The sequence below is a fragment of the Enterobacter asburiae genome, from assembly GCA_011754535.1.
GTDB lineage: Bacteria > Pseudomonadota > Gammaproteobacteria > Enterobacterales > Enterobacteriaceae > Enterobacter > Enterobacter cloacae_N.
In genome coordinates this window covers 1,706,597-1,731,534 of sequence record JAAQVN010000001.1, presented here as the reverse complement: position 1 = coordinate 1,731,534, position 24,938 = coordinate 1,706,597, and the positions used below count along the sequence as shown (strand labels likewise).

Genomic DNA, 24,938 nt, shown 5'->3' with positions numbered 1-24,938 from the left:
TTACTCTTCCTCATGGCTTGATTCAGGCTCACGATCCCACGATAAACGAGGGTCGAAGGTCATGGCCGCAAACATGGTCATAATCACGACCAGTGCAAACATTAAAGCCCCCATCGCGGGATAAATACTCATCAAACCGCCCATCCGCACCAGCGCAGAGAGAACGGCAATTACAAACACGTCGATCATTGACCAACGACCGACAAATTCGACCACTTCGTAAATCAGGTGCATGCGTTCGCTGTCGCGCTTTCCGTGGCCTTTTGCATCCCAGCAGAGCCAGGCAATCGCGATCATTTTCAAGGTGGGCACCATGATACTGGCGATGAAAATCACGCCGGCGACAGGATAGGATCCTTCGCCCCACAGCAGTATGACCCCGGCGAGGATCGTCGAGGGCATTTTGTCGCCGAGCAAATCGGTGATCATAATCGGCAGAATATTGGCGGGCAGATACAGCATGACGGAGGTCACCAGCAGCGCCATCGTCCACTGCAGGCTGTTTTTACGGCGAACATGGCCCTTCGTTTCGCAGCGCGGACAAACCTCGAGATCGGCAGGCAGCACGGCGGTACAGCACGGACAAGAACGGAGCCCCTGACGAATACCCGGCACGCCCACCTTCACCGTCTGCGCGAGCGTCGGTGCCGGGGCGATATCATCCCAGGCCCAGCGCCTGTCCACGCACTGGAAAGCGCGCAGCTGCAGAACGCAATACAGACACCAGGGAATAAAGCTGCTGCCAATCCCCACATCGCCGTACGCCATCAGCTTCACGAAACTGACCAGTATCCCCGCCAGAAAAATCTCGGCCATCCCCCAGCTTTTGAGCTGAAAAAGGATACGCGCGAGCCGGATTTTCAGTGATGCCAGCATTCTGACGCGGTTGACCAGCAACAGGATGACGACCAGGCAAAACGCCGGGACTATCTGGACAAACAGCAGAAAAAAGGTGCCGAGGCTGGCGTAATCTTCCGAGAACATCACGCCCGGGATTTCAAGCAGATTCACCTGGCTTGTCATCCCACCGACCTTCATATAGATGAAGGGGAAGAGATTGGAGAGCAGCAGCATGAACAGTGCTGCCAGCGCGTAGGCAGTGGGACGCTGCCGCGGCGCGTCCCACTCGGTTGTCAACGTCGCGCCACAGCGTGGACACAGGGCTTTATGTCCGTGACCAAGCTCTGGCAACGCCACGAGCATATCGCATTGCGAGCATAATATATGCCTGTCGGCATGGTGCTGGTCACACATATTTAATCCCTGTTTATGCGCCGTTTTTCAGAGACTCAAGGTACTCCCAGCGCTCAAATGCTTCTTCCAGGGCTTTTTCAGCCGCGGACATTTCAGCCAGTACTTTCTGAGTATAGTCATGCGATTGGGTGAAGAATGACGCATCAGCCACCTGCGCTTGCAGCTCCTCAAGCGCGGCCTCCAGCTCTTCGAGACGCTGAGGTAGCCCCTCCAGTTCGCGCTGCAGGTTATAGCTTAGTTTAGCCGAGGTTTTCTTGACAGTTTCTGCTTTTGTTACAGCAGGTTCAGAACTTGTTCTGGACTTCGACTGTTTCTGCGCCAGAGACTGCGACTGCTGGCCTTTTGCATCGTGATAACCGCCGACGTATTGGCCAATTCGCCCTTCACCTTCGAAGATCCAGCACTCGGTCACGGTGTTATCCACGAACTGACGATCGTGGCTAACCAGCATCACGGTTCCCTGATAACCGTCGATCAGCTCTTCCAGTAATTCCAGCGTTTCGACATCCAGATCGTTCGTCGGTTCATCGAGGATCAGCAGGTTGCTTGGCTTCAGGAACAGACGAGCCAGCAGAAGACGGTTACGCTCCCCGCCGGAGAGCGCGCGCACCGGCGTCATCGCACGTTTCGGGTGGAACAGGAAGTCCTGCAGGTAGCCCAGCACGTGGCGCGGCTTACCGTTTACCATCACTTCCTGCTTACCTTCAGCGAGGTTATCCATTACCGTGCGATCCGGATCCAGCTCCGCGCGGTGCTGGTCGAAGTAGGCCACTTCCAGCTTCGTGCCACAGTGAATGCGGCCGCTGTCAGCCTGCAGTTGGCCCAGCATTAGCTTAAGTAGCGTGGTTTTACCGCAGCCGTTCGGACCAATCAGTGCAATTTTATCGCCGCGCTGAACCTGCGCGGAGAAATCTTTCACCAGCACCTTGCCGTCTACCTGGTAGTTGACGTTTTCCATTTCGAAGACGATCTTGCCAGAGCGGGACGCCTCTTCCACCTGCATTTTGGCACTGCCCATCACTTCACGGCGTTCGCTGCGCTCACGACGCATGGCCTTCAGCGCGCGCACGCGGCCCTCGTTACGGGTGCGACGGGCCTTGATGCCCTGGCGGATCCACACCTCTTCCTGCGCCAGCTTGCGGTCGAACTCGGCGTTCTGCAATTCTTCCACGCGCAGGTTTTCTTCTTTCTCCAGCAGATAGGTGTCGTAATCGCCTGGATAGGTGACCAGCTTGCCGCGGTCGAGGTCGACAATGCGCGTCGCCATATTGCGAATAAACGAACGGTCGTGAGAGATAAAGATGATGGTGCCACTGAAGGTTTTCAGGAACCCTTCCAGCCAGTCAATCGCTTCGATATCCAGGTGGTTGGTCGGTTCGTCCAGCAGCAGCACCTTCGGCCCGCTGACCAGCGCGCGGCCCAGAGCCGCTTTACGCAGCCAGCCGCCGGAGAGCGCCGAGAGCTCCATATCCGCTTCGAGACCGAGCTGGGCCAGCACTTCATTAATGCGGTTTTCCAGCTGCCACAGGCCGTGGTGATCGAGCATCTCCTGCACTTTCGCCAGTTCGTTGAGGTTCTTGTCGCTCGGGTCGGTCATCACCAGATGCGAAATCTCGTGATAGCGCTTCAGGTATTCGGCCTGCTCAGAGATGCCTTCCGCCACGAAATCGTACACGCTGCCGGTCACATGGCGCGGCGGGTCCTGCTGGAGGCGGGAGACAATTAGATCCTGCTCGTACACGATGCGGCCGTCATCCAGCCCCTGCTCGCGGTTGAGAATTTTCATCAGCGTGGATTTACCCGCGCCGTTACGGCCCACCAGACAGACGCGCTCGTTATCTTCGATATGCAGCTCTGCATTATCGAGAAGCGGCGAGTCGCTGAAAGAGAGCCACGCGCCGTGCATACTAATTAATGACATTTATTTTTCCTTTCAGACCGCGGTAATCAACCAGCAGTTATGAATTTGACGGTTGCGGGCGAAGTCCTGAGACAGCGTTTTTTGGCTGATTTCTTGTGCTTTCAGGCCCAGGGCTGCTAAGCCGTCATGATCCATACGGAAGCCGCGTTTGTTGTTCGAGAACATAATGGTGCCGCCTTTGCGCAGCAGGCGCTTCAGGTCGGTCATCAGGCGCAGGTGATCGCGTTGAACGTCAAAGCTATCCTCCATGCGCTTGGAGTTGGAGAAGGTCGGCGGATCGATAAAGATCAGGTCGAACTGCTCGTCGGTATCGCGCAGCCAGCCCAGCACGTCGGCCTGCATCAGGCGATGCTGGCGTCCGGTCAGGCCATTGAGACGCAGGTTGCGCTCCGCCCACTCCAGATAGGTACGGGACATATCCACCGTAGTGGTGCTGCGCGCGCCGCCGAGACCGGCGTGCACGCTGGCGCTCCCGGTATAGGAGAACAGGTTGAGGAAATCTTTCCCTTTGCTCATCTGGCCGAGCATGCGGCGGGCGATACGGTGGTCGAGGAACAGGCCAGTATCAAGATAGTCGGTCAGGTTCACCCACAGGCGGGCGTTGTATTCGCCCACTTCGATAAAGTCGCCCTTTTCGCCCATTTTCTGGTACTGGTTTTTACCCTTCTGACGCTCGCGGGTTTTCAGCACCAGCTTGTTCGGTGCAATCCCCAGCACGGCGATAGTTGCCGCAATAACGTCCAGCATACGCTGACGCGCTTTTTGCGCATCAATGGTTTTCGGCGGAGCATATTCCTGAATCACTACCCAGTCCGCGTAGCGGTCAACCGCCACGTTGTACTCCGGCAGGTCGGCATCGTACAGGCGGTAACACTCGATCCCTTCCTGCTTAGCCCACTTCTCAAACTTCTTCAGATTCTTGCGCAGACGGTTGGCGTAATCTTCCGCCACGCCGGTAGGCTTGCTGTCCGCCGCTTTCTCCGCCAGATGGTAGTTTTTCTGCACGCAGTCCAGCGGGCCGTTTTTCGCTTTAAACTGGCGATCGGCACGCAGCTGCAGGCAGCTCAGCAGCTCCGGCGAGGCGCTGAACAGAGACAGGTTCCAGCCGCCGAAGTAGTCCTTCATATTGCGTCCCAGCAGGCTGTGCAGGGCAATCAGCGCCGGCTCGCTGTCCAGACGCTCGCCGTATGGCGGGTTGCTGATCACGGTCCCGTACGGGCCTTTCGGCAGCGGGTTGGTCAGGTTCGCCACGTCTTTCACCTCGAAGGTGACCAGCTCGCCGATACCGGCGCGACGGGCGTTGCTGCGCGCGCGTTCAATCACGCGCGGATCGCTGTCCGAACCGTAGAAATGCGAGGTGTACTCCGCCAGACCTTTACGCGCGCGAGTCTGCGCGTCGTCTTTAACCTCTTTCCAGAGCGCTTCGTCGTGCTGTGCCCAGCCTTTGAAGCCCCAGTGGCCGCGGTGCAGCCCCGGCGCACGGTCGGTAGCCAGCATGGCCGCTTCAATCAGCAGCGTACCGGAACCGCACATCGGATCGAGCAGCGGCGTGCCCGGCTGCCAGCCGGAGCGCATCACGATGGCGGCGGCCAGGGTTTCTTTGATCGGCGCCATACCGGTGCGATCACGGTAGCCGCGCAGATGCAGGCCTGCGCCGCTCAGATCGAGAGAAATACTCGCCGTGTCGCCGTTCAGCCAGACGTTGATGCGCAGGTCCGGGTTTTCGCGATCGACGTTCGGACGTTCCTTATTTTTACGCGTGAAGCAGTCCACAATGGCGTCTTTGACGCGCAGGGCGCCGTACTGGCTGTTGCGGATCTCATCGTTCACGCCGTTGAAATGCACCGCGAAGGTGGCGTTCGGCGTGAAGATCTCTGTCCAGTCGATCATCTGTACGCCGGTGTAGAGATCCAGGTCGCTATAGACCTTGCACTCCTTCATCGGCAGCATGATGCGCGACGCCAGACGGCTCCACATCAGGCTCTGGTAAATAAGCCGCGTGTCGCCCTCAAAATGGACACCACCCTGAACCACCTGGCACTCTTGCGCGCCCAGGGCTTCCAGTTCAGTTTTTAACAGCTCTTCCAGCCCACGGGCCGTACTGGCAAACAGAGAATTCATATCGTCACTTTTACTCTTAGAAAATTGTCGCGCATTATAGCTAATATGGCGTGTATGTCATAAAGTTGAAGGCTTATTTTCATTTGCGGGAGTGTGCAGTGGCGACGTTATCCAGGCTTTTTATTCATCCGGTGAAATCCATGCGCGGCATCGGCGTCTCTCACGCGCTGGCCGACATGAGCGGATTCGCCTTCGATCGTATTTTTATGGTCACCGAGCCTGACGGCACGTTCATTACCGCACGCCAGTTCCCGCAGATGGTTCGCTTTACGCCTTCCCCGCTTTATGACGGTTTGCATCTGACCGCGCCGGACGGTTCCAGCACGGTGATTCGCTTTGCTGATTTTGCGGCTGTCGACGCGCCAACGGAAGTATGGGGTAATCATTTTACCGCGCGCATCGCCCCGGATGAGATTAACCGCTGGCTGAGCGGTTTCTTCTCCCGCGACGTGCAGCTGCGCTGGGTTGGTCCGGAACTGACGCGTCGCGTAAAGCGCCACGAGGCCGTACCGCTCTCCTTCGCCGATGGCTTCCCGTTCCTGCTGACCAACGAGGCGTCGCTGCGTGATTTACAAAACCGCTGCAAAGCCAGCGTGCAGATGGAGCAGTTCCGCCCGAACCTGGTGGTAACGGGGGCTAACGCATGGGAAGAAGACACCTGGAAAACGATCCGCATCGGCAGCGTTATTTTCGACGTGGTGAAGCCCTGCAGTCGCTGCATTTTCACGACGGTAAGTCCTGAAAAAGGCCAGAAGCACCCTTCCGGCGAGCCGCTGAAAACCCTGCAATCATTCCGTACCGCGCAGGATAACGGTGATGTCGATTTCGGCCAGAACCTGATCCCCCGCTCCAGCGGCGTGATTCGCGTAGGCGATGAGGTTGAAATTCTCGCCCGCGGGCCGGCCAGAGTGTATGGCGCAGGCCAGGAAGAAGAAATGGTCGAGGCCGAGACGAACGTCGCCTCTGCGGTGGATATTCACTGGCAGGGCAAGATTATTCGTGGCAACAATCAGCAGGTGCTGCTGGAGCAACTGGAGCAAGCCGGTATTCGCGTACCGTATTCCTGCCGCGCGGGAATCTGCGGATGCTGCCGCATCAAGCTGCTGGAGGGTGAAGTGAGTGCGCTGAAGAAATCTGCAATTGGAAATGACGGCACAATTCTGTGCTGTAGCTGCGTACCGAAAACGTCGGTACAGCTGGAAGCTTAAACTGCCTGTTCGAGGCTGAAGGAATCTACGCGCAGCTGTGGCTTCAGCCTGTCATTCATGACTTTGATCGCATCACCTAACTGCATAACCCGCCCGGAAATCGTCACGCCGGGCTGCGCCAGCAGACAGAGTGCGGCATTTTCGCCCGGCTCAACGACTAATAAACTCACCTCTTCGGCGGTATCGCTCAGGTTAACGCTGGCCGCATCGCCCGTTGCTGGCGTCCAGTCCATGCCGTGAGGCAGGAAATGCCAGCTTTTCGGCATTTGCGGTTTCAGGAAACGGATAGCCACCAGCGCATTTAATACCAGTTCGGCACGCTGCTCTTTAGAGAGCATCAAATCGCGGCATTTTTCTTCAAAGGAGAAATAAAGCGCTGCATCATCAACGCAAAAGCCCGACGGGGAAAACGCGTCCGGGGTTAACATTCGGCGGGCAAAACGAGAACGAAACAGCATGCCATTGGCTAAATCGAGCATCATACGATCATGCTCGTCGCAAAAATACCAGCGCCAGTTATCGTCAGGTTTAATTCGCATGTGTCTCTCCCGTCCCCAAACGTCCTGTACTAAAAATGTCCTGTTCGCCGCTTCGTTTATAACATTAGTAATAAAAGACTATAATGTCTAAATAAGCAACAGTGACGGAATATAAAACAACCAGGGCTGGAAATAAAGCCCTGGTTGTCTGATTAAGAGAAAAGATTAGATATGAGTAACGATTTCTTTAATCAGCGGCGGTCCTTTAAAAATAAAGCCGGAATAGATTTGCACCAGTGATGCACCGGCCGCCATCTTCTCGCGCGCAGCAATCACCGAGTCGATACCGCCGACGCCGATAATCGGTAAACGGCCTTTTAATTCCGCAGACAAAGCGCGAATAATTTCGGTGCTTTTTAATTGTACCGGACGTCCGCTTAACCCACCCGCTTCGTCACAGTTTTTCATTCCCTGAACGAGCGAACGATCGAGCGTGGTATTCGTTGCAATCACGCCGTCAATATTATGGCGAACCAAACTGTCGGCAACCTGGATCAATTCTTCGGCAGAAAGATCCGGGGCGATCTTAACCGCGACCGGAACATATTTATGATGGATCGTCTGGAGTTCATTTTGCTTATTTTTAATGGCACTCAGAAGATCGTCCAGCGCTTCGCCATATTGTAAGGAACGCAGCCCCGGGGTATTGGGTGAAGAAATATTCACCGCAATATAACCGGCATAGGCGTAGACTTTTTCCATACAAATCAGATAGTCATCTTTACCCTGCTCTACCGGCGTGTCTTTATTTTTGCCGATATTGATGCCTAATATCCCGTCAAAATGGGCTTTTTTTACGTTCTCAACAAGGTGATCAACACCGAGGTTATTAAAGCCCATGCGATTGATCAGCCCTTCGGCTTCAACCAGGCGGAACAGGCGCGGCTTGTCATTTCCCGGCTGTGGGCGCGGCGTGACGGTACCGATTTCGATAGAGCCAAAGCCCATCGCGCCCAGGGCATCAATGCACTCGCCATTTTTGTCCAGACCCGCCGCCAGACCCAGCGGGTTTTTAAAGGTCAGACCCATGCACTGCACAGGTTTTTCCGGCACATTCTGACGCACCAGAGCGGCCAAAGGCGTTCCGGTAATACGACGTAATTGCTGGAATGTAAATTCATGAGCGCGCTCGGGGTCGAGCTGGAAAAGGGCTTTACGAACGAAGGGGTAGTACATGAACTCTCCTGGATTCCCGGTGTGCAAACCGGGAGGGGATTATGGGCGATCCCGCTCAGAAAGGGAATTGACCTGCGGCAAAAAATCGGCGTAAAACGCAATCGTTTACCTCCCTGTCTATTTCTTATGCGCTTTTTCGCATTTTAATTGCGGATAAATCATTTAGTGGAATAACCGCGCGATGTCACACTCCTGAAAATTGTTATGAATGTTAGATAAAAGCAAACAATTAGTTATAAGGAGGAGATATGCGCGTCATTACCCTGGCCGGAAGTCCACGATTCCCTTCGCGCTCCAGCGCCCTGCTGGAATATGCCCGTGAAAAGCTCAACGCCCTCGACGTGGAAGTGTGCCACTGGAATCTGCATAACTTCGAACCTGAAGATTTGCTGTATGCCCGCTTCGACAGCCCCGCGCTGAAAACCCTCATTGAGCAGCTCAAGGAAGCGGACGGCCTCATCGTTGCGACCCCGATTTATAAAGCCTCGTTTTCGGGCGCGCTGAAAACCCTGCTCGATCTTCTCCCCGAGCGCGCACTGGACGGCAAAGTGGTTCTGCCGCTGGCAACGGGCGGTACGGTTGCCCATTTACTGGCGGTGGATTATGCCCTGAAGCCGGTGCTGAACGCCCTGAAGGCTCAGGAGATCCTTCACGGGGTTTTCGCGGATGATTCACAGGTCATTGACTACCAGCATAAGCCGCACTTTACGCCGAATCTGCAAACCCGCCTTGATGCTGCGCTGGAAACCTTCTGGCACGCGCTGCATCGCCGGGATATCCAGGTTCCTTCTTTTAATCCGCCGCAGGGGGTCGCACATGTTTAAAACCTTAACCTACCTCGGACTGGCTGGCCTGATGGCGTTTACCGCGCAGGCGCAGGCTGCAGAAGCCGCACCGGACAGCTTACGCATTGGCTATCAGAAAGGCAGCGTCAGCATGGTGCTGGCAAAAAGCCACCAGCTGCTGGAAAAACGCTTCCCGGACACCAAATTTTCCTGGGTAGAGTTCCCGGCAGGGCCACAGATGCTTGAAGCGCTGAACGTCGGCAGTATCGATCTGGGCAGCACGGGCGATATCCCGCCTATTTTTGCTCAGGCTGCCGGGGCGGACCTGGTATATGTCGGCGTAGAACCCGCTAAACCGAAAGCCGAAGTCATTCTGGTACCTGAAAACAGTGAGATTAAAAGCGTCGCAGACCTTAAAGGGCATAAAGTCGCTTTCCAGAAAGGTTCCAGCTCGCACAACCTGCTGCTGCGCGCCTTACAGGAAGCCGGGCTCAAGTTCACGGACATTCAGCCCGTTTACCTGACGCCTGCCGACGCGCGCGCCGCGTTCCAGCAGAAGAACGTTGATGCCTGGGCTATCTGGGATCCGTACTACTCCGCAGCCTTACTGCAAGGGGGCGTTCGGGTGCTGAAAGATGGCACTACGCTGAAACAGACCGGCTCGTTCTATCTCGCCGCGCGCCCTTACGCGGAAAAGAACGGCGCATTTATTCAGGGCGTACTGGATACCTTTACCCAGGCCGATGCGCTGACCCAGACCCAGCGTCAGGCGAGCATTGCCCTGCTGGCGAAGACCATGGGGTTGCCTGAACCGGTGATCGCGAGCTATCTCAACCACCGTCCGCCCACCACCATTGCGCCCGTGGATGCACACGTCGCCGCACTTCAGCAACAAACCGCTGACCTCTTCTATCAAAACCGTCTGGTGCCAAAACAGGTCGATATCCGCGAACGCATCTGGCAGCCCGCAGGCAAAGAAGGAGCTAAATCATGAGTCTGAATCTTTTCTGGTTTTTACCCACCCACGGCGATGGACACTATCTTGGCACAGAAGAGGGCTCGCGCCCGGTTGACCATGCCTACCTGCAGCAGATTGCGCAGGCGGCGGACCGAATCGGTTTTACCGGCGTGCTGATCCCGACCGGACGCTCGTGCGAGGATGCCTGGCTGGTGGCTGCGTCGATGATCCCGGTCACTCAGCGCCTTAAATTCCTGGTTGCATTGCGCCCGAGCGTTGTCTCCCCCACCGTGGCGGCGCGTCAGGCGGCAACGCTGGACAGACTCTCCAACGGCCGCGCCCTGTTTAACCTGGTGACGGGCAGCGATCCGCAGGAGCTGGCGGGCGACGGCGTGTTCCTCGACCATACCGAGCGCTATGAAGCCTCCGCCGAGTTTACCCACGTCTGGCGGCGCCTGCTGGAAGGAGAGACCGTCACCTTCGAAGGCAAGCATATTCACGTTCGCGACGCGAAGCTTTACTTCCCGCCGGTGCAGCAGCCGCGTCCTCCGCTCTATTTTGGCGGATCGTCGGATGTGGCTCAGGATCTGGCCGCCGAGCAGGTCGATCTCTATCTGACCTGGGGCGAGCCACCGGAGCTGGTGAAAGAGAAAATTGCCCAGGTCCGGGCCAAAGCCGCCGCTCATGGCCGCAGGGTACGCTTTGGGATTCGCCTGCACGTGATTGTGCGTGAAACCAATGAAGAAGCCTGGCAGGCGGCAGACCGTCTGATCTCCCACCTGGACGATGAGACCATCGCAAAGGCGCAGGCTGCGTTTGCCAAAACCGATTCCGTCGGGCAGCACCGCATGGCCTCTCTGCACAACGGCAAGCGCGAGAATCTGGAAATCAGCCCGAACCTGTGGGCGGGCGTCGGTCTGGTACGCGGCGGCGCGGGCACGGCGCTGGTCGGCGACGGGCCAACCGTGGCCGCGCGGATTAATGAATACGCTGACCTGGGCATCGACAGCTTTATCCTCTCCGGCTATCCGCACCTGGAAGAGGCCTACAAGGTGGGCGAGCTGTTATTCCCACATCTGGACGTCGCCATTCCAGAAATTCCGCAGCCGCAGCGGCTCCAGCTGCAGGGCGAAGCGGTGGCAAACGAGTTTATTCCACGTAAAGCCGCACAAAGCTAAGGAGTGACCATGTCTGCCACTTCACAAAAATGGCTGCTGCGCGCCGCACCGTGGTTTTTGCCCGTCGGCATCGTGGCTCTCTGGCAGCTCGCGTCGTCCACCGGCTGGTTGTCGAGCCGCATTTTGCCCTCTCCCGAGGGCGTTATCGAAGCGTTCTGGTCGCTGAGCGTCAGCGGCGAGCTGTGGCAGCATCTGGCAATCAGCTCCTGGCGCGCGGTGATTGGGTTTTCCATCGGCGGCAGCATTGGTCTGGTGCTGGGGTTGCTCAGCGGCCTTTCCCGCTGGGGCGAGCGGCTGCTGGATACCTCCATTCAGATGCTGCGCAACGTGCCGCATCTGGCGCTGATCCCGCTGGTGATTTTATGGTTTGGGATTGATGAAAGCGCCAAGATCTTCCTCGTGGCGCTGGGCACGCTGTTCCCGATATACATCAACACCTGGCACGGCATCCGCAATATCGATCGTGGTCTGGTGGAGATGGCACGAAGCTACGGCTTGTCGGGTTTTTCTCTCTTTACTCACGTGATCCTGCCGGGCGCCCTGCCCTCCATCATGGTCGGGGTGCGCTTTGCGCTCGGCCTGATGTGGCTGACCCTGATTGTGGCGGAAACTATATCGGCCAACTCCGGCATCGGGTATCTGGCGATGAACGCCCGCGAATTCCTGCAAACGGACGTGGTGGTAGTTGCCATTATTCTTTATGCCCTGCTCGGCAAACTCGCTGACGTTAGCGCCCAGTGGCTGGAGCGCAGTTGGCTGCGCTGGAACCCGGCCTACACCCTTCAGGAGGCGAAAGCATGAATACTGCACGACTAAATCAGGGCACGCCGCTGCTGCTGAACGGCGTAACCAAACGCTACGGCGAAAACACCATTCTCAACGGGCTGGATCTGCATATTCCCGCCGGGCAATTTGTGGCCGTTGTCGGGCGAAGCGGCGGTGGGAAGAGTACGCTGCTACGTCTTCTGGCCGGACTGGAAGCCCCCAACGGCGGCGACATACTGGCGGGAACAACGCCGCTGGCCAATATTCAGGACGATACCCGCATGATGTTTCAGGACGCGCGCCTGCTGCCATGGAAAACTGTGATTGATAACGTCGGGCTGGGGCTCAAAGGAAACTGGCGGGAGGAAGCCCGTAGGGCGTTGGCCGCCGTCGGGCTGGAAAACCGCGCAGGTGAATGGCCTGCGGCCCTCTCGGGAGGGCAAAAGCAGCGCGTGGCGCTGGCGCGGGCATTGATTCACCGTCCCGGCCTGCTGCTGCTTGACGAGCCGCTCGGTGCGCTGGACGCCCTGACGCGGATCGAAATGCAGGATTTGATTGAATCGCTCTGGCAGGCGCACGGATTTACGGTGCTGCTGGTGACGCATGACGTGAGCGAAGCCGTGGCGATGGCTGACCGGGTGCTGTTAATAGAGGATGGGAAAATAGGTCTTGATCTGACAGTGGATCTTCCGCGGCCTCGTCGCGTGGGCTCAGCAAGACTGGCGGAGCTGGAAGCGGAGGTGTTGGATCGGGTGATGAAGCGCGGGGGTACGGAGTTAGAACGAGCTAAGGCCAATGCCTGATGCCCTCACCCCGGCCCTCTCCCACGGGGAGAGGGAGAAATCCATATGTAGGCCCGGTAAGCGTAGCGCCACCGGGCACTTTTTCGTATTACGCTAAGGCCTTAGCAATCTTCTCGTACAGATCGCCAGACAGGTTCTCCAGCCCTTTCAGCTGCTCAAGCGCGGCACGCATCTTCGCCTGACGCTTCGCATCGTAGCGTTTCAGACGGATCAGCGGCTCAATCAGGCGGGAAGCCACCTGCGGGTTACGGCTGTTCAGCTCGGTCAGCATTTCTACCATAAACTGATAGCCGCTGCCGTCTTCGGCGTGGAACGCGGCCGGGTTGCTGCTGGCAAATGCGCCAATCAGCGAGCGCACGCGGTTTGGGTTGCTCATGGTGAACGAACGGTGCTTCAGCAGGCTGCGGACCTTGCTGAGGGCATCCGCCGCCGGGCTGGTCGCCTGCAGGATGAACCACTTGTCCATCACCAGGCCATCCTGGTGCCATCTGTCGTCGTACTCCTGCATCAGCGCATCGCGGCACGGCAGTTCGGCGGCAACGCTTGCCGACAGCGCGGCCAGCGCGTCCGTCATGTTATCCGCTTCGTGATACTGCTTGCTCACCAGCGTGTTTGCCAGCTCTGCCTCGCCAAACGCAAGATAGCGCAGGCAGGTATTGCGCAGAGAACGTTTACCGATGTCCGCATGTTCCACGCGATACGCGTCAAGCTTGTTGGCGTTGTAGAGTGCCAGGAACTCATCCGCCAGTTCGGTCGCCAGCGTGCGGGTCAGCGCTTCACGCACGGCCACGATGGCAATCGGGTCAATGATGTCAAACAGCTCCGCAATTTCCGTCGCAGACGGCAGGGTCAGAATTTCAGCCGCCAGCGCCGGATCAATCTTCTCATCCAGCAGGATGGCGCGGAACGCGTCTGCCACATGCACCGGCAGCGTCAGCGGCTGGCCCTGCTGGTAGCGGTTCACGTTGAGCTTGATGTAGGTTGCCAGCAGGCTTTGCGCGGCGTCCCAGCGGGAGAAATCGTTGCGCGCGTGACGCATCAGGAACGTCAGCTGCTGGTCGCTCCACTTGTACTCCAGCTTCACCGGCGCGGAGAATTCGCACAGCAGCGCAGGCACCGGCTGGAAGTAGACGTTGTCGAAGATAAAGGTCTGCTCTGCCTGAGTCACGTTCAGCACGTGGTGCACCGGGTGGCCGCCCTTCTGCAGCGGGATGACGTTGCCTTCATTGTCGTACAGCTCAATGCTGAACGGAATGTGCAGCGGATATTTCTCTTCCTGCTCGGCGGTTGGCGGCGTGCGCTGGCTGATGGTCAGAGTGTACTGCTCGGTTTCCGGATTGTAGTCGTCCTTAACGGTGACAATTGGGGTCCCGGCCTGGCTGTACCAGCGGCGGAAGTGAGAGAGATCAACATTGGACGCATCTTCCATCGCCTGCACAAAGTCATCGCAGGTGGCCGCGCTGCCGTCGTGGCGCTCGAAATAGAGCTGCATCCCTTTCTGGAAGTTCTCCTCACCCAGCAGGGTGTGGATCATGCGGATAATTTCAGCGCCCTTCTCGTACACCGTCAGGGTGTAGAAGTTGTTCATCTCGATGACTTTGTCCGGACGGATTGGGTGCGCCATTGGGCTGGCATCTTCCGCAAACTGCAGGCCGCGCATGGTACGCACGTTGTTGATGCGGTTGACCGCCCGCGAGCCGAGATCGGAGCTGAACTCCTGGTCACGGAAGACGGTCAGGCCCTCTTTCAGGCTCAGCTGGAACCAGTCGCGGCAGGTGACGCGGTTACCGGTCCAGTTGTGGAAATATTCGTGGCCGATCACGCGCTCGATATCGAGGTAGTCTTTATCGGTGGCGGTATCCGTACGTGCCAGCACGTACTTGGAGTTAAAGACGTTAAGGCCTTTGTTCTCCATTGCGCCCATGTTGAAGAAGTCGACGGCGACGATCATATAGATGTCGAGGTCATATTCGAGACTAAAGCGCTCTTCGTCCCACTTCATGGAGTTGATGAGCGAGGTCATCGCCCACGGCGCGCGGTCGAGGTTGCCGCGGTCAACGAACAGTTCCAGCGCCACTTCACGGCCAGAGCGGGTTTTAAAGGTATCACGCAGCACGTCGAAATCACCGGCCACCAGCGCAAACAGGTAGCATGGTTTCGGGAATGGATCCTGCCACTGCACCCAGTGACGGCCATTTTCCAGCTCACCCTCACCGACGCGGTTGCCGTTGGAGAGCAGGAACGGGTAGAGCGTTTTATCGGCAATGATTTTCGTCGTAAAACGCGCCAGCACATCCGGGCGGTCCAGATACCAGGTAATGTGGCGGAAACCTTCTGCTTCACACTGGGTACACAGGGCCACGCCTGACTGGTAAAGCCCTTCCAGCGCCGTGTTGGCGGCAGGGCTGATTTCATTCACGATGCGCAGCGTAAAGCGTTCCGGCAGGTTGTCGATGACCAGCTGGTTGCCTTCTTCTTTATAGTCTGACCAGGGTTCATCATTAATATGCAGGGAGACCAGCGTCAGATCTTCGCCATCCAGACGCAGCGGTACGGCTGTCGCGCTGTGGCGCGTCACCTGGCTTATCGCTGTCACAACGGTTTTTGCGGCATCCAGGTCAAAAGTCAGATCGATATCGCTAATCAGGTATTCCGGCGCGCGGTAGTCGTGGCGGTATTTGGCTTGTGGCTGTTGTGTCATAGAAAACCTTATGCATCGTTTGTCGAGTAACGTTTCAATATATTCCTGTTGCGCAAAACGCGCTATGCAGAATGTTCATCTTTTCAGGCAGAAACACCTTTTTCGCTACATTTGTATAACACGGGGCACGAAATGCGCTCGACCATAAAGTGTGCTTATGTTGTGATCGGGGTTCAATAAATCACTAAACAAGGTATACTCCGGAGTTGTTTATTGTACTAAACGCTCCCGTGAGAGGATGCTACAGCGCACCTATGACTCAATTCGCTTCTCCGGTTCTGCATACGTTGCTGGATACCGACGCGTATAAACTGCATATGCAGCAAGCCGTTTTCCACCATTACTATGACGTTCACGTCGCGGCGGAATTCCGCTGCCGTGGTGACGACTTGCTCGGTATCTACGCAGACTCCATTCGTGAACAGGTCGATGCGATGCAGCATCTGACGCTGCAGGACGATGAATACCAGTGGCTTTCTGGCCTGCCTTTCTTCAAAGCGGACTATCTGAACTGGCTGCGCGACTTCCGCTATAAGCCTGAACAGGTCACCGTGACCAACGAAAACGGCAAGCTGGATATTCGTCTTGAAGGTCCGTGGCGGGAAGTGATCATGTGGGAAGTGCCGCTCCTCGCCGTTATCAGCGAGCTGGCTCACCGCTACCGTTCGCCTGAAACCGGCGTCGAACAGGCGGTCGCCTCGCTGGAAAACAAACTTGCAGCATTCTCTACCCTGACCGAAGGGCTGGATATGTCCCGTTTCCGCCTGATGGATTTCGGCACCCGTCGCCGCTTCTCTCGCGAGGTTCAGCAGGCTATCGTTGAACGTCTGCAGCAGGAGCCGTGGTTCGTGGGCACCAGTAACTACGATCTGGCGCGTCGCCTCAACCTGACGCCAATGGGCACCCAGGCACACGAGTGGTTCCAGGCACATCAGCAAATTAGCCCTGACCTGGCTAATAGCCAGCGTGCGGCGCTGGCCGCCTGGCTTGAAGAGTACCCGGATCAACTCGGGATCGCCCTGACCGACTGCATTACGATGGATGCCTTCCTGCGCGACTTTGGTCCCGAGTTCGCTGAACGTTACCAGGGGTTACGCCACGACTCCGGGGATCCGGTTGAATGGGGCGAAAAGGCGATTGCCCATTATCAAAAACTCGGTATTGACCCGATGTGCAAGGTGCTGGTCTTCTCCGATAATCTCGACCTGGCGAAAGCCGTAGAACTGTATCGTCATTTCAATGCCAGAATTAATCTGGGCTTCGGGATCGGTACCCGGTTGACCTGCGACATTCCTCAGGTAAAACCTCTGAATATCGTTATAAAGCTGGTGGAATGTAACGGCAAGCCGGTGGCAAAGCTCTCCGACAGCCCGGGTAAAACCATCTGCCATGACAAAGCGTTTGTCCGCGCATTGCGCAAAGCGTTCGATCTCCCTCAGATCAAAAAAGCCAGTTAAGCGCTTACGGGAGCCTTCAGGGCTCCCTTCCCTTATTTATTTCTCAATTCTTCTCTTTTGACTGCGAAATTTACTTGTCTGATAGCGGATGGCAGGTAACATAGATATCCCCCCATAAGGGTGGACAAGTGTTTATTTTTTCCGACTATTAACAGAGAGAATATTATGAGCGTTGTGCCTGTAGCCGACGTACTCCAGGGCCGTGTCGCCGTTGACCAGGAGGTCACCGTGCGCGGATGGGTGCGTACTCGCCGAGATTCTAAAGCTGGCATCTCCTTCCTTGCCGTCTATGACGGTTCCTGCTTTGATCCTGTACAGGCCGTCATTAATAATTCTCTGCCCAATTACAATGATGACGTTCTGCGCCTGACGACGGGCTGTTCCGTTATCGTCACCGGTGTGGTTGTGGCATCCCCGGGTCAGGGCCAGAGCTTCGAGATCCAGGCCTCTGCTATTGAAGTGACCGGCTGGGTTGAAGATCCGGACACCTACCCGATGGCGGCAAAACGTCACAGCATCGAATACCTGCGTGAAGTGGCGCACCTGCGTCCGCGTACCAACCTGATTGGTGCGGTGGCCCGCGTGCGTCATACGCTGGCCCAGGCGCTGCATCGCTTCTTCGATGAGCAGGGTTATTTCTGGGTGTCTACTCCGCTGATCACCGCGTCCGATACGGAAGGTGCAGGCGAAATGTTCCGCGTCTCGACGCTGGACATGGAAAACCTGCCGCGCACGCCGGAAGGTAAAGTGGACTATGACAAAGACTTCTTTGGTAAAGAAGCCTTCCTGACGGTATCCGGCCAGCTCAACGGCGAAACCTACGCCTGTGCGCTGTCTAAGATCTACACCTTCGGCCCAACCTTCCGCGCCGAAAACTCCAACACCAGCCGCCACCTGGCGGAGTTCTGGATGCTGGAGCCGGAAGTGGCGTTTGCCGATCTGAATGACGTTGCAGGTCTCGCAGAAGCGATGCTGAAGTACGTCTTCAAAGCGGTTCTGGAAGAGCGTCCTGACGACATGAAATTCTTCGCAGAGCGCGTAGACAGCGATGCGGTGGCGCGTCTGGAGCGTTTCGTCTCCGCCGACTTTGCGCAGGTGGACTATACCGACGCGGTAGCGGTCCTTGAAAAATGCGGTGAGAAGTTCGAGAACCCGGTTTACTGGGGCGTCGATCTGGCGTCTGAGCACGAACGCTATCTCGCCGAGAAACATTTCAAAGCGCCGGTTGTCGTTAAAAACTACCCGAAAGACATTAAGGCCTTCTATATGCGCCTTAACGAAGACGGGAAAACCGTGGCAGCGATGGACGTACTGGCGCCGGGCATCGGTGAAATCATCGGTGGTTCCCAGCGTGAAGAACGTCTGGACGTGCTTGATGCACGTATGGAAGAGATGGGTCTCAACCCTGCGGACTACAGCTGGTATCGCGACCTGCGCCGTTACGGCACCGTTCCGCACGCCGGTTTTGGTCTGGGCTTCGAGCGCCTGATCGCCTACGTTACCGGTGTTCAGAACGTGCGTGACGTGATTCCGTTCCCGCGTACTCCACGCAACGCCAGCTTCTAAGTAACACAACAGACGATGGCCAGCATTTGCTGGCCATTATTTTATTCTGCCCTGTCAGTTTTTGTCAGCGTAAAGTCAGCGTTTATAAACCACCACCCCGTCACAACCACTACCTGTTACGTTTTGTTTCCGCGAAATATCCAGCCACAAAAAATAAACCTCAGTCTTATTGCGATTATTACATCCTGAAGTAATAGCACAAATTTCAACCAATTTTTCAGCCATCCAGAAGTCTTTCTACGGTCATAAGAAAAAACGAGTCGTTTAACATTCGTTTATAGGAATTGCCTTTATTCAAATTAAACATAAGGAATTCATATATATAGGAAAGGTGCTGTTGCTTAGTTCGCCAGGTCGCTCTGAAATTTGAGATGGTTCACAAAGTTCCGAAAAATACATATTTAGTTACACATATTTTCTTTCTGTAACTCAATCTTGAGAATTGTAGCACTTTCAGGCTAGCGAAACGCTTCGGTGAATGGAAAGATGCCTGTCAGATACATAAAGACACCTAACTCTCATCAATAGTTCCGGAAATATTTATTGACAGAATTTATTGACGGCAGTGGCGAGTGTCATAAAAAAACCAATGAGGGTAATAAATAATGATGAAGCGCAATATTCTGGCAGTGGTAATCCCTGCCCTGCTGGTAGCCGGTGCAGCTAACGCTGCAGAAATCTATAACAAGAACGGCAATAAGCTGGACTTCTACGGTAAAGTTAACGCCGAGCACGATTTCGTGACCTCTGGTGATGACACCAACAATAACGACGCTACCTATGCGCAGATCGGTTTCAAAGGCGAAACTCAGATCAACGACCAGCTGACCGGTTATGGCCAGTGGGAATACCGTTTCATGGCTAACCAGGCTGAGAACACCGCTCAGTCTAACAAAAACCGTCTGGCCTTTGCTGGTCTGAAAGCGGGCGACGCTGGCAGCATCGACTACGGCCGTAACTACGGTATCGTATACGACGTAGAATCTTACACCGATATGGCGCCGTCCTTCTCAGGTATGACCTGGGGCGGTAACTACGTTGATAACTTTATGACCAGCCGCAGCACCGGCCTGCTGACCTACCGTAACAGCGATTTCTTCGGTCTGGTTGATGGTCTGAGCCTGGGCGTTCAGTACCAGGGCAAAAACGACCGTGCTGATGTTAAAACCTCTAACGGTGACGGCGTAGGCTACTCCCTGGGTTACGACTTCGGCGAAGGCTTCGGTGCAATCGCATCTTACAGCAACGCTAACCGTACTCTGAATCAGAAAGCTGATGGCCAGGGCGATAAAGCTGAAGCATGGGGTGTAGGTCTGAAATACGACGCCAACAACCTCTACCTGGCGACCACCTATGCTGAAACCCGTAACACCACCCGTACCGGTTCTAACGGTGACGCTGGCTTCGCTAACAAAACCCAGAACTTCGAAGTGGTTGCTCAGTACCAGTTCGATTTCGGCCTGCGTCCGGCAATCTCCTACGTGCAGACCAAAGGTAAAGACCTGGCTGCCGTCAATGGCTTCAGCGGTGGCGATGCAGATCTGGCTAAATTCATCCAGGTTGGCACCACTTACTACTTCAACAAAAACTTCAACGTGTGGGCTGACTACTACATCAACCTGCTGGACAAAGACTCCGACTACGCGAAAGCTGTTGGCGGTCTGAACGGCAATGACGATATGGCTGCTGTGGGCGTAACCTACCAGTTCTAATCAGAACACCACTTTGTTATATGCATAATGAACAGGGCTTCGGCCCTGTTTTTTTATGCCTGACAGAAAATAATGGCGACTTTTGAAAAGCCGCACGCTTTTCGTCGCAAACGGTTGGCATTTTGTAAATCTACCGTTAACCTGATAGCGGATTTCACTTCTGTAATCACAATGGAACTTCGTCATGTTTGAGAACATTACCGCCGCTCCTGCCGACCCTATTCTGGGCCTGGCCGATCTGTTTCGTGCCGACGACCGCCCTGGCAAAATCAACCTGGGTATTGGTGTATATAAAGATGAAACCGGCAAAACTCCGGTACTGACCAGCGTTAAGAAAGCCGAGCAGTATCTGCTGGAAAATGAAACCACCAAAAACTACCTCGGTATTGATGGTATCCCTGAATTTGGTCGCTGCACCCAGGAGCTGCTGTTCGGTAAAGGCAGCGCAATTGTGAGTGACAAACGTGCGCGCACGGCGCAGACCCCTGGCGGTACCGGCGCGCTGCGCGTGGCGGCGGATTTCCTTGCGAAAAACACCTCTGTTAAGCGCGTATGGGTGAGCAACCCAAGCTGGCCGAACCACAAGAGCGTCTTTAATTCTGCGGGCCTGGAAGTGCGCGAATATGCATACTACGACGCGGCAAACCACGCTCTGGACTTTGACGGCCTGCTTTCAAGTCTGAGCGAAGCGCAGGCGGGTGACGTGGTGCTGTTCCACGGCTGCTGCCACAACCCGACCGGTATCGATCCAACGCTTGAGCAGTGGGAACACCTGGCGAAGCTCTCCGTTGAGAAAGGCTGGCTGCCGCTGTTTGACTTTGCTTACCAGGGCTTCGCCCGCGGTCTGGAAGAAGATGCCGAAGGCCTGCGCGCGTTCGCAGCCGTGCATCAGGAGCTGATCGTTGCAAGCTCCTACTCCAAGAACTTTGGTCTGTACAATGAGCGTGTAGGTGCCTGTACGCTGGTTGCGGCTAACGATGAAACCGCCAATCGCGCCTTCAGCCAGATGAAATCCGTTATTCGCGCTAACTACTCTAACCCGCCGGCACACGGTGCGTCTGTTGTTGCGACCATTCTGAGCAACGATGCGCTGCGCGCGATCTGGGAACAAGAGCTGAACGATATGCGTCAGCGTATCCAGCGCATGCGCCTGCTGTTTGTGAACACCCTGGCTGAGAAAGGCGCAGACCGCGACTTCAGCTTCATCATCAAACAGAACGGCATGTTCTCGTTCAGCGGCCTGACCAAAGAGCAGGTTCTGCGTCTGCGCGAAGAGTTCGGCGTATACGCCGTAGCCTCTGGCCGCGTGAACGTTGCAGGCATGACCCCTGACAACATGGCGCCACTGTGCGAAGCGATTGTCGCCGTCCTGTAATAGCGCCCACAAAAAAGCCTGCGTTAAGCAGGCTTTTTTTTATGCTGGTTACCAGACAGGCATTTCATCCTGAAGGAACGGGTTATGGAGCCGTTCATAGCCCAGCGTCGACATCGGACCGTGTCCTGCGATAAACGTTACGTCATCACCCAGCGGCAATAACTTCTGTTTGATCGACTGAATCAGCTGCCCGTGGTCGCCACGCGGAAAATCGCTGCGTCCTACGCCACCTTTGAAAATCACATCGCCGGATATCAGCAGACGGGACTGGTCGTCAAAGAAGACGATATGGCCTGGCGTATGCCCAGGACAATGCAACACCTGTAAAGTCACATTCCCTACGTTAACGCGCTCTCCTTCGTTTAGCCAACGATCGGGCGTCAAAGGCAGACACTCATCAAGGCCAAACATGCGGCTTTGGGCGGGTAACCCCTGCAGCCAGAACTCATCTTCTTTTTCCGGGCCGATAATCGGCACACCGTAGTATTTAGCCAGTTCAGCCGCTGCACCCACATGGTCGAGGTGACCATGCGTCAGTAAAATCTGCATCAGCGTCACGCCGCTGTCGGCAACTTCCTGCTTGATTTTCTCAGCGTCACCGCCGGGATCGACAAGCGCGGCCAGTTTGGTTTGTTCGCACCAGATTAATGAACAGTTCTGGGAGAACGCGGTAACCGGAATAATACGATAGTTCATACTGCTCCTGTGTTTCGTTATTACCAGTGCCGAACCGGCCCGGTATCAATATGCACAAAGTTGCTACGTGGGTAATATCCTACACCACCAGCGCGCATAGATAACGCGGCTTTGCGAATATTGGCTAACGAAACGCCTTCAATGTGGAAATCCATTGCCTGTCCCTTCGTGTGGTAGCTTTTTTTCGCTACCCCACGGCTATGGGCGCGCAGTTCGTTATTGGTATCAATTGAGCGATAACCAGAAATAAGCTGCACCGGCTTGCTGGTGCCCAGCAGGCCCTGAAGGCGGAAAAGCTGATCAAACAGTCCAGGGTCGATGGCTTTTACTTTATTCGCGCGGAAATCACGGAAAAAATGGTTGAGTCTTGCTAATTCATCCTGAATATAGCCTCTGCCATCGAAAAACTCCGCTTTTAGCGACTCACCGGTGTGAAGATTGCTGAGCGTTAAAACGCGCGGACGAGGTGTCGAGAGGGTGGCAAATGCTGGCGTCGGTAAGATGGCCGCTGCGCCAAGCGCAACACCACCTAACGCCAGCAGCTTGCGGCGATTAGCGTCAAATTTGTCCATGATAATCAGGTCTACAGGTCAAAGAAATCGTAATATGCTTAGCGCACGAAGGGCACCTTAACTGGCAAAACGGGGTACGTCAAGGCGCCCAACCCCAGTGAATACGCGGCTTACAGCGATATTGGCCCCGATTCACCATAACTTACGACAATCATTTTTCCCGAACTGCTTCATTTACCTGATTAATTGTTCCGCTTTTGGCAAAATTTGTGCGCCGGATCGCGCGGTGAGATCATAATTGTAAATATCTGTACGGTACTGAGTGCGCCCGTCTTCGCCCACAAACGCCGTCAGATAGTAAAGATTGACCGGAATGTTGTGGCGAATATTCACGTAGCGCGTATCCCCCTGCTTCAGGGCGTCAGAAATACGCGTATCGTTCCAGCCCGCATCCTGCAACAGCATGTTGGCCAACTCCGAGGCTTTATTCACGCGCACGCAGCCTGAACTCAGTGCCCGGGTATCTTTCTGGAACAGATTGTGGTTCGGCGTATCGTGCAGATAGATAGCATCTGAACTCGGCATGTTGAATTTATAGCGTCCAAGCGAGTTATGTGCGCCAGGTGCCTGCTGGAAGCGGAACGGCAGGTTAGATGGCGTGATCGTCGACCAGTCGACCATATAAGGATCGATCGCCTCTTTACTGTTCCAGCCACGCATTACCGTATAGCCATGACGTTCCAGATAACCCGGATCGTTCCAGACCTTAGGCAGAATGTCCTTACGCGCCAGCGTCGGCGGTACGTTCCACGGTGGGTTAACCACCACGTTATTTAACGCGCTGCTCATCATCGGCGTTTTACGATCAGGACGCCCGACAATCACGCGCGAGGCCAGCTTCTCGCTACCATCCTGATAATAGACCAGTGAATAGGCCGGGATGTTAACCATAATGCCGGTTGACAGCGTGCCCGGCAGCAGGCGCAAACGCTGAATATTGAGCGCCAGCACCCCTGCCCGCTGCGCAGGCGATACGTTAAGCCAGTCACGCGTTGACGGGCCAATGACGCCATCGGCCCCTAGCCCCTGAGCGGCCTGGAACTGTTTAACCGCGGCGACCAGTTCGCGATCATAGGCCGCGGGCTTATTACTCAGGGTAATGGCCTTGCTCTCTTTCACGGGCGCTGACGGGCTGACCACCGCGCTTTGCGGATCGTCGCCCGGCAAGGCAATCTTCGGCCCGCTATCAAGAATACCGGAGCGTTTCAGGATCTCGCGCAGGGCAGGCACATCGCTGCTCCACTGACCCGGACGCAGCGTTGCGGTCCCCCGCATTTGCGGCCATGGCCGCGAGTCCCCCACCAGCGCGAGGAGCGACTGGTGCATGGTGGCATACTGCGGATGCGCCGGCGCGAGGCTGGCAATGAAGCGCGGCAGGTCGCCGTTATCCAGCGCTAATTGCCACTGGTTAATCACCGACAGGGCTGGCGTCGCCAGCTTATAGGGCTTATCGCTGTACAACCAGCGGTTACCGTTAACCGGAATACCCGCCACAAACTGCAGGTAGCCCATCATGGCATCGGAAAGGACCACATCCCGCGCCTGACCGGTGACGGCAGGATCGGTTAACAGTTCAACCCACTTCGTAAACTGCGGCTGAAAGCCCGCAATCGCCACTTCCGCCAACTGCTGCTGGAAGGCGCGCACGGCTTCACGGTTTTCCCACATGGGTTTCATATCGCGGGCAGCATAAAGCAGCGTGAGCTGATTGATATAGGCGGGCGTGTAGCCTGACGGCAGCCCCGTCTGGAGCTGCTGGCTGAGCGATTCGACGTCAATGCCTTCCGGCAACGGCTTAATCCCGGCCATGATGGCCGTTGCCGGAGACTGTTCCAGCGGCTGAGACAATGACGTCGGCTGCGCGCCTGTCGCTGCGGAGCTGTCAGTCGGCACAATTTCAGGCTCGTCGGCCTGGGCGGTTAACAGTGGAGCAAACATCACTGCCAGGCATAAACTCAGCGCTGACAGCTGACGACCACATTCTTTCTTCAGCAACATCCCTTGCCCCCTGTTTTCACGACATGCCCATCACGGTGGGGCTTTCTTTTATTATAGGTAGACGACAACTCTGCTGCCTTACCTTATGTAAAGAAGTTTAAAGATAACGCAGCCCTGAGCACAAGTTAAGTGAATAAAAAAAGCGGCGCTTCT

At 55.9% G+C, this 24,938-nt stretch carries 19 protein-coding genes; 10 read left to right on the top strand and 9 right to left on the bottom strand.

Annotated elements, in window-relative coordinates:
- From pqiA to rlmKL, 3 genes are read right to left on the bottom strand one after another with little or no spacing between them, the layout of a single operon-like run.
- Positions 1-1,254, bottom strand: a complete 1,254-nt coding sequence (gene pqiA / locus HBM95_08015; protein NIH42876.1) for a membrane integrity-associated transporter subunit PqiA — start codon at positions 1,252-1,254, stop codon at positions 1-3.
- 13 nt (positions 1,255-1,267) lie between these two features.
- Positions 1,268-3,175 carry an ABC transporter ATP-binding protein gene (locus HBM95_08010; GenBank protein NIH42875.1) on the bottom strand — a complete coding sequence of 636 codons (1,908 nt, stop codon included), beginning with the start codon at positions 3,173-3,175 and terminating at the stop codon, positions 1,268-1,270.
- Positions 3,176-3,187: 12 nt separating this feature from the next.
- Positions 3,188-5,296, bottom strand: a complete 2,109-nt coding sequence (rlmKL, locus tag HBM95_08005) for a bifunctional 23S rRNA (guanine(2069)-N(7))-methyltransferase RlmK/23S rRNA (guanine(2445)-N(2))-methyltransferase RlmL (protein NIH42874.1) — start codon at positions 5,294-5,296, stop codon at positions 3,188-3,190.
- A 98-nt stretch (positions 5,297-5,394) separates the two neighbouring features.
- On the opposite strand from rlmKL, the gene HBM95_08000 reads away from it, so the two are divergent.
- Entirely contained in the window at positions 5,395-6,504 is a 1,110-nt protein-coding gene (locus HBM95_08000) for an MOSC domain-containing protein (GenBank protein NIH42873.1), read from the top strand.
- Here the strand turns inward: HBM95_08000 and zapC are convergent.
- Together zapC and pyrD are read right to left on the bottom strand one after the other, a co-directional pair.
- Entirely contained in the window at positions 6,501-7,043 is a 543-nt protein-coding gene (zapC, locus tag HBM95_07995) for a cell division protein ZapC (GenBank protein ID NIH42872.1), read from the bottom strand. The genes HBM95_08000 and zapC overlap by 4 nt on opposite strands.
- A 165-nt stretch (positions 7,044-7,208) precedes the next feature.
- The gene (pyrD, locus tag HBM95_07990) at positions 7,209-8,219 is read right to left on the bottom strand and encodes a quinone-dependent dihydroorotate dehydrogenase (protein ID NIH42871.1); all 1,011 of its coding nucleotides are present in this window, start codon (positions 8,217-8,219) and stop codon (positions 7,209-7,211) included.
- 248 nt (positions 8,220-8,467) lie between these two features.
- Between pyrD and ssuE the strand changes: the two genes are divergently transcribed.
- From ssuE to ssuB, 5 genes are read left to right on the top strand one after another with little or no spacing between them, the layout of a single operon-like run.
- Positions 8,468-9,043 carry an NADPH-dependent FMN reductase gene (ssuE, locus tag HBM95_07985; protein NIH42870.1) on the top strand — a complete coding sequence of 192 codons (576 nt, stop codon included), beginning with the start codon at positions 8,468-8,470 and terminating at the stop codon, positions 9,041-9,043.
- Positions 9,036-9,998, top strand: a complete 963-nt coding sequence (locus tag HBM95_07980) for a sulfonate ABC transporter substrate-binding protein (GenBank protein ID NIH42869.1) — start codon at positions 9,036-9,038, stop codon at positions 9,996-9,998. Before ssuE ends, HBM95_07980 begins: the two co-directional genes overlap by 8 nt.
- The gene (ssuD, locus tag HBM95_07975; GenBank protein ID NIH42868.1) at positions 9,995-11,140 is read left to right on the top strand and encodes an FMNH2-dependent alkanesulfonate monooxygenase; all 1,146 of its coding nucleotides are present in this window, start codon (positions 9,995-9,997) and stop codon (positions 11,138-11,140) included. Before HBM95_07980 ends, ssuD begins: the two co-directional genes overlap by 4 nt.
- Before the next feature lie 9 nt (positions 11,141-11,149).
- Positions 11,150-11,941, top strand: coding sequence for an aliphatic sulfonate ABC transporter permease SsuC (gene ssuC, locus HBM95_07970; protein NIH42867.1), 792 nt, complete (start codon positions 11,150-11,152; stop codon positions 11,939-11,941).
- On the top strand, positions 11,938-12,708 hold the full coding sequence (ssuB, locus tag HBM95_07965) for an aliphatic sulfonates ABC transporter ATP-binding protein (GenBank protein NIH42866.1): 771 nt from the start codon (positions 11,938-11,940) through the stop codon (positions 12,706-12,708). Before ssuC ends, ssuB begins: the two co-directional genes overlap by 4 nt.
- 88 nt (positions 12,709-12,796) lie before the next feature.
- Here the strand turns inward: ssuB and pepN are convergent, their stop codons facing one another.
- The gene (pepN, locus tag HBM95_07960) at positions 12,797-15,409 is read right to left on the bottom strand and encodes an aminopeptidase N (protein ID NIH42865.1); all 2,613 of its coding nucleotides are present in this window, start codon (positions 15,407-15,409) and stop codon (positions 12,797-12,799) included.
- Positions 15,410-15,663: 254 nt separating this feature from the next.
- Here pepN and pncB point away from each other — a divergent pair, with 254 nt between their 5' ends.
- From pncB to HBM95_07940, 4 genes are all read left to right on the top strand, one after another.
- A complete protein-coding gene (pncB, locus tag HBM95_07955) occupies positions 15,664-16,866 on the top strand; it encodes a nicotinate phosphoribosyltransferase (GenBank protein ID NIH42864.1) in 1,203 nt (400 codons plus the stop codon).
- Between the two features lie 165 nt (positions 16,867-17,031).
- Positions 17,032-18,432 carry an asparagine--tRNA ligase gene (gene asnS, locus HBM95_07950; GenBank protein NIH42863.1) on the top strand — a complete coding sequence of 467 codons (1,401 nt, stop codon included), beginning with the start codon at positions 17,032-17,034 and terminating at the stop codon, positions 18,430-18,432.
- A gap of 608 nt (positions 18,433-19,040) precedes the next feature.
- A complete protein-coding gene (locus tag HBM95_07945) occupies positions 19,041-20,144 on the top strand; it encodes a porin (protein ID NIH42862.1) in 1,104 nt (367 codons plus the stop codon).
- A gap of 184 nt (positions 20,145-20,328) precedes the next feature.
- Entirely contained in the window at positions 20,329-21,519 is a 1,191-nt protein-coding gene (locus HBM95_07940; GenBank protein NIH42861.1) for an aspartate/tyrosine/aromatic aminotransferase, read from the top strand.
- A 48-nt stretch (positions 21,520-21,567) separates the two neighbouring features.
- Here HBM95_07940 and HBM95_07935 read toward each other — a convergent pair whose 3' ends face one another.
- The 3 genes from HBM95_07935 to ldtD all read right to left on the bottom strand — a co-directional run bounded on the left by HBM95_07935 (position 21,568) and on the right by ldtD (position 24,785).
- Positions 21,568-22,215, bottom strand: coding sequence for an MBL fold metallo-hydrolase (locus HBM95_07935; protein ID NIH42860.1), 648 nt, complete (start codon positions 22,213-22,215; stop codon positions 21,568-21,570).
- A gap of 20 nt (positions 22,216-22,235) precedes the next feature.
- Positions 22,236-22,796 carry a YcbK family protein gene (locus tag HBM95_07930; GenBank protein NIH42859.1) on the bottom strand — a complete coding sequence of 187 codons (561 nt, stop codon included), beginning with the start codon at positions 22,794-22,796 and terminating at the stop codon, positions 22,236-22,238.
- 165 nt (positions 22,797-22,961) lie between these two features.
- Entirely contained in the window at positions 22,962-24,785 is a 1,824-nt protein-coding gene (ldtD, locus tag HBM95_07925; GenBank protein NIH42858.1) for a L,D-transpeptidase, read from the bottom strand.
- Positions 24,786-24,938 lie beyond the last annotated feature (153 nt).